The 14,316-nt window shown below is 69.7% G+C and carries 10 protein-coding genes and 3 pseudogenes; 4 read left to right on the forward strand and 9 right to left on the reverse strand.

From position 1 onward, the window contains the following. Positions 1–32 precede the first annotated feature (32 nt). From ACWIX7_RS08025 to ACWIX7_RS08035, 3 genes are all read left to right on the forward strand, one after another. A complete protein-coding gene (locus tag ACWIX7_RS08025; protein WP_448621022.1) occupies positions 33–848 on the forward strand; it encodes an alpha/beta fold hydrolase in 816 nt (271 codons plus the stop codon). 102 nt (positions 849–950) lie between these two features. Next, positions 951–2,450, forward strand: coding sequence for a flavin-containing monooxygenase (locus ACWIX7_RS08030; RefSeq protein WP_448621023.1), 1,500 nt, complete (start codon positions 951–953; stop codon positions 2,448–2,450). A gap of 321 nt (positions 2,451–2,771) precedes the next feature. After that, positions 2,772–3,713 (forward strand): sugar phosphate isomerase/epimerase family protein, encoded by a 942-nt coding sequence (locus ACWIX7_RS08035; protein WP_448621024.1) that lies wholly within the window; start codon positions 2,772–2,774, stop codon positions 3,711–3,713. A gap of 42 nt (positions 3,714–3,755) precedes the next feature. On the opposite strand, the gene ACWIX7_RS08040 is transcribed toward ACWIX7_RS08035, so the two are convergent. The 9 genes and pseudogenes from ACWIX7_RS08040 to ACWIX7_RS08080 form a co-directional block, all read right to left on the reverse strand. Beyond that, positions 3,756–3,935, reverse strand: a complete 180-nt coding sequence (locus ACWIX7_RS08040) for a hypothetical protein (RefSeq protein ID WP_448621025.1) — start codon at positions 3,933–3,935, stop codon at positions 3,756–3,758. A gap of 470 nt (positions 3,936–4,405) precedes the next feature. After that, positions 4,406–4,696, reverse strand: a complete 291-nt coding sequence (locus tag ACWIX7_RS08045) for a hypothetical protein (protein ID WP_448621026.1) — start codon at positions 4,694–4,696, stop codon at positions 4,406–4,408. 625 nt (positions 4,697–5,321) lie between these two features. Continuing rightward, positions 5,322–6,163, reverse strand: a pseudogene (gene mobF, locus ACWIX7_RS08050) (MobF family relaxase); the annotation flags it as partial. 264 nt (positions 6,164–6,427) lie between these two features. Next, a pseudogene (locus ACWIX7_RS08055) lies at positions 6,428–7,072 on the reverse strand (integrase core domain-containing protein); the annotation flags it as partial. Positions 7,073–7,176: 104 nt separating this feature from the next. Continuing rightward, positions 7,177–7,464: a hypothetical protein gene (locus ACWIX7_RS08060; RefSeq protein ID WP_448621027.1), complete on the reverse strand. Its 288-nt coding sequence runs from the start codon at positions 7,462–7,464 to the stop codon at positions 7,177–7,179. A 1,047-nt stretch (positions 7,465–8,511) separates the two neighbouring features. Further along, complete coding sequence (fxsT, locus tag ACWIX7_RS08065; protein ID WP_448621028.1) at positions 8,512–11,340, reverse strand: FxSxx-COOH system tetratricopeptide repeat protein; 2,829 nt, start codon at positions 11,338–11,340, stop codon at positions 8,512–8,514. A gap of 128 nt (positions 11,341–11,468) precedes the next feature. After that, positions 11,469–11,669, reverse strand: a complete 201-nt coding sequence (locus tag ACWIX7_RS08070) for a hypothetical protein (protein ID WP_448622213.1) — start codon at positions 11,667–11,669, stop codon at positions 11,469–11,471. A 20-nt stretch (positions 11,670–11,689) separates the two neighbouring features. Next, positions 11,690–12,169, reverse strand: a pseudogene (locus ACWIX7_RS08075) (IS3 family transposase); the annotation flags it as partial. Beyond that, positions 12,169–12,474 carry a transposase gene (locus ACWIX7_RS08080; RefSeq protein WP_448621029.1) on the reverse strand — a complete coding sequence of 102 codons (306 nt, stop codon included), beginning with the start codon at positions 12,472–12,474 and terminating at the stop codon, positions 12,169–12,171. The pseudogene ACWIX7_RS08075 and the gene ACWIX7_RS08080, both read right to left, overlap by 1 nt. A 455-nt stretch (positions 12,475–12,929) precedes the next feature. On the opposite strand from ACWIX7_RS08080, the gene ACWIX7_RS08085 reads away from it, so the two are divergent. Further along, entirely contained in the window at positions 12,930–14,273 is a 1,344-nt protein-coding gene (locus ACWIX7_RS08085) for a fibronectin type III domain-containing protein (protein WP_448621030.1), read from the forward strand. The last annotated feature ends 43 nt before the right edge of the window (positions 14,274–14,316 follow it).

The following is a 14,316-nucleotide window of genomic DNA, read 5'->3' on the forward strand; positions in this document are numbered from 1 at the left end:
CCTGGCCGGGGATCGAGGGGCATGGTCACGGCATGCCACTCACCCACGTCCGTACCGGTGTCGGCCTGCACTACGAGATCACCGGGGAGGGAGAGCCGCTCCTGCTGGTCATGGGGACCTCAGGGGCGATCGGACTGTGGGCGGAGAAGGTCCGGCGGCTCGCCCAGCGGTACCGGGTCATCGCCTTCGACAACCGAGGACTCGGCGGCAGCGAACGCGGCGAGGGACTCATCACCGCGGCGTCCATGGCCGAGGACGCGTCGGCCCTGCTGGAGGCCCTGGAGATCCCGAAGGCGCACGTCATCGGCTGGTCGCTCGGCTCGGCGGTGGCCCAGGAGATGGCGCTCGCGCGCCCGCAGCAGGTCGCCACAGCCGTCCTGTACGCCACGTGGGGCCGCTGCGACGGCTTCCAGCGCAGCATCTTCACCGCGCTGCGGCACCCCTACGCGACCCGCGACATGGAGGCAGCGCTGGCGGTCGCCGGACTCGCCTTCTCACCGCAGATCCTCGACCACCCCGACTTCCTGCAGCTCCTGGAACCGATGGCGCCCTTCTTCCCGCAGAACGAGGAGCAGATGGCGGTCACCACGGAGCAGTGGGACGCGGACCTGGCACACGACACGCTCGACCGGCTCGGCGGCATCACCGCCCCCACCCTGGTCGTCGTGGGCGAGCAGGACCTGCTCACCCCACCGTGGCAGTCCAAGGCGGTGGCCGACCGGATCCCCGGCGCCCGTTACGAACTGCTCACCGGGCCCGGCTCGAGCCACTGCCTGCACTTGGAACGGCCGGAGGACCTGGTGGGCGTCGTCACCGACTTCCTCTCCGAGCACCCCGTCAAGGACTGACAGCCGCCCCGTCCGGCGGTGCCGACGCCGACCGCCGAGATCGAGAGCACCCGTCCAGCAGTGAACCCACTCCGCACGAGCGCGACACAGAAGGAGGAACCCATGGACACCGAGGTCTACGAGGTCGCCATCCTGGGAGCCGGCCTGGCCGGGCTGGGCATGGGCATGAAGCTGAAGATGGCCGGCGAGGAGTCCTTCGTCATCCTGGAGAAGGAGGACCGCGTCGGCGGCACCTGGCGGGACAACAGCTATCCCGGCGCCAGCTGCGACGTGCAGTCACACCTGTACTGGTTCTCCTTCGACGAGCAGCCCGACTGGAGCCGGGTCTTCGCCCTGCAGCCGGAGATCCAGGCCAACATCGAGCGGCTGGTCGCCCGACGCGGCCTCAACCACCACATCCGGTTGAACGCCGAGGTGACCGAGGCGGTGTGGCTGGAAGACAGCGGACACTGGCTCGTCACCACCCTCACCGGAGAGCAGGTGCGGGCCCGGGCGTTCGTGGCGGCGTGGGGACAGCTCAACCGGCCCAGCTTCAAGGGCATCGAGGGCCGGGAGCACTTCGACGGGGTCTCGTGGCACTCGGCGAGATGGCGGCACGACGTCGACCTGACCGGCAAGCGGGTCGCCAGCATCGGCAACGGGGCCAGCGCCGTCCAGTTCATCCCCGAGGTCGCCGAGGTGGCCGGGCACCTGTCGGTGTTCCAGCGGACGCCGAACTACTGCGTCCCCCGGCTGGATCGCCCCTACACCGAAGAGGAGCGGCGGCTGTTCCTGGACGACCCGGCCCGGCTGAAGGAGAGCCGGGACGGGTTCTACTGGGAGCACGAGGGCTGGATCGGGGCGATGAAGCTGGAGGACAACCCCGTCGCACAGGAATTCACCCGGCTCGCCCGACAACACCTGGAATCCCAGGTCCCCGACCCCGAGCTGCGGGAGAAGCTCTGGCCGAAGTACCCGATCGGCTGCAAGCGGCTGCTGATCGCCGACACGTTCTACCCGGCGCTCATGCGCGACAACGTCGAACTGGTCACCGAGCGGATCGACCGCATCGAGGCCGCCGGGGTCCGGACGGCCGACGGCCGGCTGCACGAGATGGACGTGATCGTCTACGCCACGGGCTTCGAGACGCTGTCGTTCATCGGCCACGTCGAGATCATCGGCCGGTCCCCGAAGAGCTGGCCGCCCCGGCGCGGCGAGGGCGTCTCCCTGCGAGACGCATGGCGGGAGGCTCCAGAGGCCTACCTCGGGATGACCGTGTCGGGGTTCCCCAACCTCTTCATCCTGTACGGCCCGAACACCAACCTCGGCCACAACTCGATCATCGCGATGCTCGAGTGCCAGTTCGACTACGTGCTCAAGGCCGTGCAGGCCGCCCGGCAGAAGGGTGCCGCACTGGACCTGAAGCCCGGGGTGCTCGAGCACTACAACGCGCAGTTGCAGGAGGAGCTCCGGAACAGCTCCTTCGCCGGGAACTGCAACAGCTGGTACAAGACGCCGGACGGCCGCATCACCAACAACTGGTCCGGCAGCGTCGAGGACTACCGGGAGCGCACCGCCGAACTCGATCTCGCCGACTACGAGCTGGTGCCCGCAACCGTCTGACCGTGAGCCGGCGCATCGGTGCCGGGCCGCTGCCGGGACCGAGCGGCACGGCCCGACGGAGACGGACGGCGTTCGGGGTCCCGCGACGGGCACTGGTCAGCGGCTCGTCCGCCAGGACCCTGACCGGGTTCGTGGTCGGTACAGGTCCGGTCGTGGCACTCGCGACGGGGCGGTCAGGAGTCGTCGATGAGGTGACCGTGCTCGGGGCCGGCTCGTGGGAAACGACGGTCAGCGCGTTGCTGTGCCGCCGTGCACAGTCCGTTCGAACAGCGACCGCGCTGCGGCGATGACGTGCGCCGTCACATCACCCGAGGGGTATCGATGGAGGTATCGGAAAGCCTGCGCACCACGCTGCGGGCGGTGCTCGTCGCCGCCCTGTCCGCGCTCCTCTTCGCCGTCCTCGTCGGCACGGCGAGCGCCGCTCCGTCCACCGAGGCGCCGGGCTCCTCCGCTTGCGCCGGCCGCAGCATCCCGGCGAGCAAGGTCTCCATCCAGCTGTGGACCTTCGCCGAGTACATCGGCTTCGGCTCCGACGCCGCCATCCAGGCGCGCCACGAGGAGGTCCTGCGCCGGCTCTCCGAGATGGGCTACCGCACCGTCGAGCCGTTCACCCTGAGCGGATCCACCGCCGAGCAGTACGCGGCACTGCTGCGGGGGTACGGCCTGAAGGCCTCCGGACGACACGTGGACGTCGGGGCGCCCGAGTCCCCGGTGAACATCACGCAGATCCTGGAGGAGAACCGGGTCCTCGGCACCACGTACTTCGGCTCGGGCAGCACCCCGCGGGACCACACCACCGAGGCGCAGTGGACGGCATACGCCCAGTACCTCGACACCGTCGGCGAGCAGGCCCGCACGGCTGGCCAGACGCTGATGATCCACAACCACGACTGGGAGCTCGCCACACTCGGCGACGGCCGCACCGGCTTCGACATCCTGATGCAGCACACCGAGCCGAAGAACGTCGTCTTCCAGCTCGACCTGTACTGGGCGACCTTCGCCGGCGCGGACCCGGTCCAGCTGATCGAGGAGTACGGCAACCGGATCCAGCTGTTCCACGTCAAGGACCTCAATCCCACGCTGAACAACCGGATCGAGATCGTCGGCCGAGGCAACATCGACTTCCCGTCCATCTTCGCGGCAGCCGGCGGCAGCACCCGGTACTTCGTCGTCGAGCACGACCCGCGCTTCGGCGACCCCACGTTCAACCCCTTCGAGGCCGCGCAGGAGGGCTTCGCCTACCTCACCTGCACGTCCTACTGACGCACAGCACGACCGCACCTCCACCGAGGACGGCCCCACGTCCTACGCCACGCGTTCGCTGCCGGACCGGATTGCGACCATTCCGGCATCATAGTTCTCGTCCCAAGAGATCTCCTTCTTTTTTCTATCAGTCTTGCCCCTGTCCAGCAATCGCCCGAAAGCGGAGCCCAGCGCGGCTGCGATCACCAACAGGACCTCGGTGGCGAGATCCTGCGTGAACACTTCGTCGCCCCCGTCGGGGGCTCATCGGTCCCGCTGCTGCAGGCAGTCGCCACGCACTTCTCAGCCCAAGCACAGGGCTAACTATCCATCCGACTGCCAATGGGTTCGATTCGGCAGCGTGTAGGCTTGCCCCGCACATCGACGCGTAGTGGAGTTCCACCGTCATCGTTCAGCGTCGCAGATGCAACTCACACGTTGAAGCGGAACATTGGCCCAGGGGCGGCTGACCAGCGCAGCCGCCCCCAACTTTCGCCCTGACCTCGAAAGACGTCGCCCGACCGCTCCCGTCGGTTCCCTGCATTTCTCATCCCCCTGTGCCCCAGATGTGCCCCGGGCGGAAAGGGTGGGCTTGACCTTGAGGCACTCTCCCGGCGAGGTCGGCCAGCGTCGAGGCGACCCGAAGCACACCGCCCAGCGGAAGTGACTGCTGGATCAGCCACTTCCGCCTACCGGGCGGGCCGTGCCCGTCCTCACTCGCAGATTTCCTCGCCCAGTTCTGCCTCATAGCAGAAGGGCTCGTAGTCGGGGTCACCCGGCTGGACCGGGGCGACCGGGTCGACGGGGTCAACGGTCGAGGTGTCCTCGCCCAGGTTGCCTACCGTGGTGGCCACCCCGTTGGCCGCGTAGAGCCCGAAGATCCCGACCACGATAACGGCGAGCATGATCACGATGCCGAGGGCGAGGGCGATGGTCGCCAGGGTGCGGTTGATCTTTTGATGCATGTCGATCCTTCGGTTGATCGTGGCAACGGCTTTGAGCATGGCCTGATCCCGGAAGCCGCGGCCGCGATGTCGCCGAACAAGGAGCCGGGCCAACGAAGGCACCATCGGCAGTCCGATGGGAAGCCTGAAGCAGAAGCGCGGCCCTGCATGCCACGGGAGGGGCAATGGCTTGGCCGAACTGTTCGGGGCAGCGTCATGTCAGGGGCACGCCTGACCTCGTCACGCCGGGCGGCGTGATCTACAGGAATGTTGGGCTTGATTATCCTCAGTCAGCTCCAGCTCGTGGCCAGCCGGATACGGACCAGGGCGGCCGGGTGAGGGAAGCCGAAGCCGACTCGGCAGGTGGCCCGGACGGCGACGCGGTCGCCGGTGAAGAACCCGACCGGTCGGCCTTGACCTCGGCGTCGTCCCGGACGGCGGTGACCACTCGCTCAGCCGGGAGGCCCCACACCGTGCCGACCGGGGCGTGTTGGCGCTGCGAGTCACATTCCAGGACCCGGGGGTGTACCGGCTCGCATTGCTCCGGGGCGCGGCGGCCCGCTCTCGGTTGGTCGACGGGTCCAGCGATGTGGAGCCGGACCCACGGGGATGGACGGGCACGCGTCACTCGAACGGGTGGACTTACCCGCAATATTGCGGATCCCGGGTGACCGTGGAGGCTCCGTACCTTGTCCGGGCGGCCCTCGGCCCACGCCCGCGCATCCCAGGCGCGCCACAGCGCCGGCCCGGGCGTCTGACCGGGGTGTGCGGTCGTCCACTGGTGTTCGTAGCGGTCTCGGTGGCGTCCGATCTGCGCCGCCCGGGCGCTGAAGGGACCGATGTAGTCAGCGAGCTCCAGTACTTCTCCAGTCGCTCAAGGTGTAGCCGTGGCTGGCTAGTGCGGCTCGGAACTGCGGGTCGGTGGCGACCGCGGCGTGTCCGATCCCGTTGACCGCGGCGAGGAAGTCCCGCACGCCCACGGTGTGCAATCCCCGCCATCGCCCGGCGGCGAACACCCGGGCGTTTGACCTGCAGGTGCAGATGCCGGTGTGGATCCCCGGCCCGGGAGGTGTGGTGGCGCACCGTCACCGCCTCCAGCACCTTCACCGGCACCTGCACCTGCCCACCGCGCGGCCCCACCCGGGTGGTCGCGTGCTGCGAGAGCCAGCCGAGGATCTGGGTCGCGGCGCGGTCCTGCGCGGCGTCGTAGGCGGCGGCGATGTCCGGGTGCAGGGCAGCGGCCAGCGACCACGACTTCGGCCCGTTGACCACCACCTCGACGAACCGCACCGCCCGCTCGTCGGTGCGCAGCCGACCCCGGGCCGTCCCGGTGTCGGGGTCCAGGCCGGCCACCCACGCCTCATAGGCATCCCCAGCCAAGGGCGCCAACTCCTGCACCCGGCCGCCGCCGGCGGAGTAGCGGCGCGCGATCCCGGTCCCCGCGGTCAGGTAATAGTCATCGGCCCGGCCCCGGCCGGCCTCCACATAGTGCCGAGTCGCCGACGGGGCACCGGCGTAGACCTTCATCCCGCCGTGCAATTGTCAACGCCACCCAACAATGACCAACACGTCACCCCCAGGAACGGCAGTGGGCCCCGCGAAGGGGGGCCCGGATTACCGCTATGGGTAGCATGCGTGCCGCTCTACAGTAAATGCTTGGGCGGTGACGGTAGGCATTGGTAGCTGTTAACCCATTCATCAAGGGCGGCCGAGATGCTGGGTTAGCAGTGACTCTCGATGGCTATCGAACCGCCTGGCCATCGATCTAGCGGCAGCTAGATGTACCGGCCATCAGGTTGGCGCCAGGCGGCTAATCGGCGGTAGCCCGCCGAGTGCGCTGCGGCGGCGTTTGGTGTTGTAGTGCTCGGTCCAGGGAGCAAGCGCGGCGGTGCGCTCGGCGTTGCTGGTGCAGACCTGCCGGTAGGCCCACTCGGTGACCAGGCCGCGGTTGAGGCGCTCGACCTTGCCGTGCGGCCAGGGGCAGTGCGGGCGGATGAACTTCTGCCGCGCCCCGAGCGAGGCGCACACGCCGCGCAAGGAGTACCGGTAGGCCCAGGCGTTGTCGGTCATCACCCGCTCGATGCGGTCGAAGCCGTAGGCGGCGAAGTAGGCCGCCGCGCGGGTGAGAATCCCGCGCAGGTGGCGCCCTTCTCATTGGGCAGCACCTCGGAGTAGGCCGGCCGCGAGTAGTCGTCGACCAGGGAGTGGACGTAGTCGTAGCCGATGCGGGTGGCCCGGTCGCGGCTGGTGCTGTCGGCGGCGCGGCCGTGCGCGCGCCAGCGCCCGCCGCCTCCGGAGGCGGCCCAGCTTCTTGACGTTCATGTGCACCAGCTCGCCGGGACGGGACCGCTTGTAGCGAGTCGCGCTGGCCTTGGAGGACCGGATCACCTTTCCGGTCATCGAGTTCAGCTCGCACAGCCGGGGCTGCCCGCGGCGGCCAGTTCCGCTCTAGCGCGTTCGTCTGGACGCTGAAGAACAACGGCTTGGTCGGCTCGACGGGAGATCGGCGCCCTTGGGACTTTGGGGTTTTGCAGCTCCCGTCACCCCGTACCGCAGTCGCTCGCTTGCTCGGCAACGACACCTTCATCCAGCCAATAGTCGCCTTCGATGCCAACCTGCTTATCCTCTGGCGATAGAGTCGTCGGCGGTTCACCCAGGTTCACGCGCCAGTCTACGTGGACATCCGCAAATTCCAGGTGGTCCCACGTGGCGTCCGTTATTTCGTCAACCTCCGAATCGCCCTCACCTTCGCGGACAAGGAAGGATCCAACCTCCGAGAGATCAACCGTGAAAATGGTGCACGGGGGAATCGTCCCCACAGTGATCACTGGCGGTCCGTGGACTTCCACATCGTCCTAGAGAGTTTCGGGGCCTTCCTGCGGTGGTGAGCTCTCGTACATCGCCTTGTATCGAACGACTACGTCAGTGATTGGCACGGGCGACCTATTCTGGAGTCGCAGAATATCGGCACCGCCTTATCGCCACCACGATACTCGCATTGCGTACTCAGTCCGCTTTTCGGCGCGCAGTTCATCGTTAACTCGGAGCTGCTCTCGTGTTGCGAAGATCTGGAGGATGAGGGCAGCCGACGACACAAACAAAGCAAGTAGAGCAAAAATGACGGTCCAGATGGAGGCCCGCGCCTGCGCGACTTCTGCGACGTTCGGAATTGGCGCTCCGTGTCCTGACCCAGTCGCCATGGCGCCGTCCCCCGTGTCCGACTGGCACGTCGCGTCATTCCTCGTGGCCTGACGTGTCAGTCACTAGGGTACGACCGGCACTCCGTGTATGGAGGTCGCAAGCTCACGCGACCGATGCGCCGAGGTCTACGGGGCGGCCGGACCGAACGAAGCACGATCGCTACGGGCGCACTTCCCGCACATCGGGCTGGCTCGCGTTCCTCCTGTGCATTGTCCTTGTCTTTGGGCGTTCGAAGACCTCCTCGCAGGTGATCACCCACTCCCGGGCCGGGACTGCCGCGCACAGGCATGCGAGCAGCGACATCTGTGCGGCTAGGCATAGGTAACTGCGCGTGGACCCCGGTTTCGGACCCGTGGGACCGCTCGCAAGGCGTCAATAGGGTTGGGCGTAGCCCGGCGGTTCTCCGTTTCATGTGCGCTGGCGACGGCGTAGCTCAGCTCTGTGGCTCGGTCGGTCCCCTAGGACAGGGCGCGCTCGACCTCGATCAGCTCGTTCAAGGACTGCGGGGGCTGTACGTCGATGCTCCGGCAGCGCTGTCCCACCGCGGTGGGACGGAACTCACTGAACGGTCCCGCACCCTTACCAGCCTCATCCACCTCGGCGAGCTGACCCTGCTCGGCCCCGCAGGATCTTTATGGCACGAGGCTCCAGGTCCCCGATGGGGGAAGAGACGTTCACAGCGGCCGACTCGGGTCGTCCGCGGTGACATCGCCACCCAGCGTGGGGCGACCGCTGCTGCCGGCCTGGGTCACGTACAGCGTGATCGGGTGATCGGGGCCTAGCACCCGGAGGCAGCGCCGCAGCGTGTCCTGACCCAGGGCGCGAGCCGGTCCCTCCTCGCCCATTGCGGTTAGGGCGCCGGTCAGGGCGCTCGCCGCTATCAAGGTGGTTGGGCGGTCCGGGCCGAGCACCCGGCGGCAGCGCTGCAGCGTGTCCTCGCCCAGAGCGCGGGCCTGCACCGCCTCACCGAGCTGAACCAGGGCAGAGGTGAGGGCGGCCGCCGCCCACAGGGTGGTGGCATGGTCCGGGCCGAACACCCGACGGCTGCGCCGCAGGGTGTCCTCACCCAGAGCGCGAGCTGGCTCCGCCTCGCCCAACTGGGCCAGGGCGAGGGCCAAGCCGGTCGCCGCTCCCAGGGTGAACCAGTGGTCCGGGCCCAGCACCCGGCGGCTGCGCTGCAGGGTGTCCTCGCCCAGAGCGCGAGCTGGCTCCGCCTCGCCCAACTGGGCCAGGGCCAGGGCCAGGGCGCCCGCCGCCCCCAGGGTGAGGAAGTAATTAGGGCCGAACACCCGGCGGCAGCGCTGCAGGGTGTCCTCGCCCAGGGCGCGAGCCGGCTCCGCCTCCCCCAGCCCGACCAGGGCGAGAGTCAGCGCAGCCGCGGCCGACAGCGTGGTGGCGTGGTCGGGGCCGAACACCCGGCGGCTCCGCTGCAGGGTGTCCTGACCCAGGGCGCGGACCGCCTCCGCAGCCCCCCCTCGAACCAGAGCGGCGGTGAGGGCAGCCGCCGCCCACAGTGTGGTGGCGTGGTCGGGGCCGAACACCCGGCGGCTCCGCTGCAGGGTGTCCTGACCCAGGGCGCGGGCCGCCTCCGCCTCCCCCTGGACTAGGGCCAGGGTCAGCCCGGCCGCCGCCAGCAGGGTGGTCGGATGGTCCGGACCCAGCATCCGGCGGCAGCGCTGCAGGGTGTCTCGGCCCAGGGCGCGAGCCGGCTCCGTCTCGCCCGCAAAAACCAGCGCAAAGGTGAGCCCGCTCCCGACGGTCAGGGTGTCGGGATGGTCAGGGCCGAGGACCTCGCGCCAGCGGTCGAGCAACTCCTCGCCGACGGCCCGGCCGCCGGAGCTGTCGCCGTGAACCTGCAGATAGCGGAGGGTGTCCAGGACCAGGTGCCGGCCGGCGGAAGACTGATCACCCAGGGGGGCTGTGGCCAACACGTGCGCAGCGAGCTGGGCGTAGCCAGCCCAGCTGACCGGGTCCTCCGGATCGCCGGCGGCTGCGGTGGCCAGCAGCGCCACCACCTGCTCGGCGGTGGCCTGCTGCCGGTCGGGGGACAGCTGGGTGCGGATCACCGCCTGCACCAGCCGGTGCAGCTGGAAGCCGCCGGCGGAGCGGCGGGCCAAGGAATAGCCGACCAGCGCGCCGACGGTGTCGGCGAGGGCGTCGGGATCGGCGGCGACGGTGCGCAGCGGCTCAGCCAACAGCTCAGCCTGCTCGCTGACTAGGGACAGCGGAATGGGCTCCGGCGCCAGGAAAGCGGCCAGCTCCAGCAGCTGCACCGCGGCCGGATCCTCACAACGCAGCCGCTCCAGCGACAGCGCCCAGGCGGTGTCGACCCGCCCGGAGTAGCCCACCACCTCACCGCGGGTGAGCAGGGTCGCCCGGTGGGCGCGGAAGCGGCGCAGGTAGTCCACGGGTGGCAGGTCGGTCTGCTCCAGGTAGCCGGCGGCCTGCGCGGCGGCCAGCGGCAGGTCACCGAGCTCGGCGGCGAGCTGGTCGGCCAGCTCCTCATCCAGGGCCGGAATGCGGGCGCGCAGCAGCGCCACCGTCTCGACCCGGGCCAGCACGTCCACCTCCAGCCGGCCGCCCAGTGCCCCCCAGCCGGGAGAGCGGGAAGTGATGAGCACGTGCCCGGCCCCGCCGGGCCGGTAGTCGGCGATGTCGGCCGGCCGTTCGGCGTTGTCGAAGACCAGCAGCCACCGGTCCCGGCCGCGCAACTCGGCGAGCAGCCGATCGACGGTGGCGGCCACCGTCGGGCCGGATGGCAGGTCGAGCCGGGCGGCGAGGGAGGCGAGCTGCTCGGGGATGAGCACCGGCTGTTCGGCGTCGATCCACCACACCAGGTCGTAGTCGGCGGCGAAGCGGTGCGCGTACTCGGTCGCCAGCTGGGTCTTGCCCACCCCGCCCAGCCCGTACAGGGCCTGCACCACCAGCGTGCCCTCCCCGGCGTGCAGCCGCCGGCGTAGTTCGGCGAGCAGGCCATCCCGGCCGGTGAACCGCGGATTGCGGGGCGGCACCCGCCACACCGCCGGCAGCGCGCCGGCGAACCCCGGCTTGCCCGTCGGCGCCGGTCCCGCACGGGGGAATGGCGGTGCGCTCGTCGGCCGGCCGCCAGCCAGCCGGGCCCGCAGCCGGGCCGCCGCCGCGGCCTCGTCCAGGCCGGTCAGGTCCAGGTGGATCAGCGGCGCGTACAACGGCGGCAAGCGCACCGGCTCGACCAGGACCGGCACGATCCGCCCCGCGGCCGCCGCGGACCCGGCGAACGCCGCCCGCAGCTCCGCACCGCCGAACGCAGACGAGAAGTAGGCCTCGGTGCACACCGTCAGCAGCCGGTCCGCGGACTCCAGCGCCGCGGACATCCGGGCCACGAAATCCTCACCCGGCGTCCAGTCCCATACGTCCAACTCAACGGTGTAGCCGGCCTGCTGCAGCTGCCAGGCCAGCCACTCCGCCCACCCGGTGTCCCGCCCGGCGTGACTGATGAAGAAATCGGTCCCCCGACCGCTCACGCACCAGGCGTACACCCATCACGGGCCGTAGGCGATACCCGGTGCCGTCGGCCACAAGAGCAGTCCATCCGGCCACAGACCCTCACCTCGCCCGCGTCAGGTGGAACCTCGTTGTCTCCGGGAGCAACTCATTGATCATCACCCGTGCCCTGCATCCGGGACCAGAAGGACTCGATCATCGAGTTGTCGTAGCAGTCGCCGATGCTGCCCATCGAGGGCACCAGCCCGCTTGCCTTGGCGCGGTCGGTGAACGCCCAGGAGCCGAACTGCACCCCGCGGTCGGAGTGGATGATCGCTCCTGCCGGTGGCTTACGGAACTCGATCGCCATGCCGGGGCGTTGGTCACCAGCGCCGCGGTCGGTGAGGAGTCGATCGACCAGCCCACCACTCGCCGCGAGTGAGCGTCGAGCACGACGGCGCAGTAGACCTTGCCCTCGACGGTGCGGTGCTCGGTGATGTCGGTGACCCACAGCTGATTGGGCGCCGCGCGAGCAAAGCGCCGGTCGACCGGATCCATGGCGACCACGTCGGGGCGGGCGCGCACCCACCTCGGCCGGCCGGTGACGCCCTGGAGCTCCGCCCGGGCCATCAGCAGCTCGACGGTTCCGTGCGCGACGACCAGGCCGCGACCGAGAGTGAGCTCGGCGTGCACTCGCCGGAAGCCGTAGGTGCCTCGAGAGACGGTGTGGACCTCACGGATGGCGTCGGTCAGCAGCGCGTAGCGGATGCTGCGGGCCGAGGGCGCGCGAGTCTTCCACTCGTAGTAGCCCGACGCCGAGACCTGCAGTACGCGGGCGGCCAGCTGGACCGAGAGTCCTTCGCCCGCCATCACGGCGATGGCCTCGAACCGCCTTGTGGGGGCACCACCTTCCCCAGCAGCTCCGAGGCCCGCCGGTGCACGGCCAGCTCGGCCTCCAGGGCGGCGACCCGCTGCTTGGCGGCCGCCAGCTCGGACTTCTCTGCGGAGGTCAGCCCCGGTTCCCGGCCCTTATCGAGGCGGTCTTGCCGGCGCCAGATGTAGATCGTCTGGTCACTGATGCCCAGCTCCTTGGCCACGTCGGCGACCGGACGACCGGACTCCACCAGATCCAGCACCTTGCGGCGGAACTCCGCCGGATATCCACGCCGCCCCATGCGGCCCTCCCCGGAACTCGGGAGGCCTCAGAATCCAGTACCCCGGCTCCGGGAAACAGGGGGCACACCAGAGCCTCCGGACTCGCCGGGGCGGTTCACGACCGCTGGACGCCGCGGTCCTGCGTGTGACGCTGCCAGACGGCCGCCGGAGGCCTCGCTGCCCCAAACCGGATCCCCCGTTGCTTGAGACAGAGATGCTGATGCGCTCTACGTGATGGTTGGGACCAAAGTCAAGTCAGCAGCCTCGCAGTGCCAATAGTGTCGTAGAAGTTCAGCAATTCACTTCCACATTGACGCAGCACCGAGTCCCCAGGATTGCGGTCATGTCTGCTCGACGTGTCCGTGCGGGGCTCATCGCCACGTTGATCATCGCTCCTGGTCTAGTCCAGGTCCCGCTAAGTGGGCTGTCGGTCGCGCACGCGGCGAGTGATCCGGATACCGCGCCGCCTGAGTTGGTGGCGTTCGACTTCACCCCGCAGACCGTCGACATCAGCAACGGGCCTGCCTCGATCACCGTCACCGCACGAATCACCGACGCCACCGGAGCCGAGGCGCCCACGATCTCGTTCGGCAGCGACAGCACCAGCCAGTCCGCCGGTTTCGGCGTCATGACCCGGACCTCTGGTACCGCCCAGGACGGCACCTACACCCGCACCATCACCATCCCCCAGGGTGCAGCACCCGGCACGTGGTCCGCCTCGCTCTTCCCGTTGAGCGACACCGCCGGCAACCACGGCAGCTTCGGGCCGCCTGCCGGCTTCCCCAAGACCCTCACCGTCAACGCCGGCAGCTCCGCGACGACCCCGGCGGCGCCGGCGATCTGGACCCCGTGGCGCGGCGACGCCTCGGCCACCGTCCGCTGGGCCGCCCCCACCAATACCGGCGGCTCGACCATCACCGGCTACACGATCCGCACCTACCGCGGCACCACCCTGGTCAAGACCACCACCGCCAGCGCCACGGCGCGGAGCCTGACGGTGACCGGGCTGACCAACGGCACCGCCTACACCTTCACCGTGGCCGCGACCAACGCCGTGGGCACCGGTGCCGCCTCGGCCCGCAGCACAGCAGTCACCCCCGCCACCCGTCCCGGGGCGCCGGCGATCTGGACTCCGTGGCGCGGCGACGCCTCGGCCACCGTCCGCTGGGCCGCCCCCACCAATACCGGCGGCTCGACCATCACCGGCTACACGATCCGCACCTACCGCGGCACCACCCTGGTCAAGACCACCACCGCCAGCGCCACGGCGCGGAGCCTGACGGTGACCGGGCTGACCAACGGCACCGCCTACACCTTCACCGTGGCCGCGACCAACGCCGTGGGCACCGGTGCCGCCTCGGCCCGCAGCACAGCAGTCACCCCCGCCACCCGTCCCGGGGCGCCGGCGATCTGGACTCCGTGGCGCGGCGACGCCTCGGCCACCGTCCGCTGGGCCGCCCCCACCAATACCGGCGGCTCGACCATCACCGGCTACGTCATCCGCACCTACAAGGGCACCACGCTGATCAAGACCACCACCGCCAGCGCCACGGCGCGGAGCCTGACGGTGACCGGGCTGACCAACGGCACCGCCTACACCTTCACCGTGGCCGCCAAGAACGCGGTCGGCACCGGTAGCGCCTCCGCCCGGAGCACTGCAGTCACCCCCGTTGCTCCCCCGCCCCCGGCCCCGCCCGCGCCGTACTACGACAACTGCGACGCCGTCCGCGCTGCAGGAGCGGCTCCGCTCCATCGAGGACAGCCCGGCTTCCGCTCGGGTCTTGACCGCGACGGTGACGGGGTTGCCTGCGAGGTGTGACTGAGAAGCTCGCGTCTCGCTGATAGCCACGCCCAGCGACCCC

It is taken from the genome of Geodermatophilus sp. URMC 65 (genome assembly GCF_053502545.1).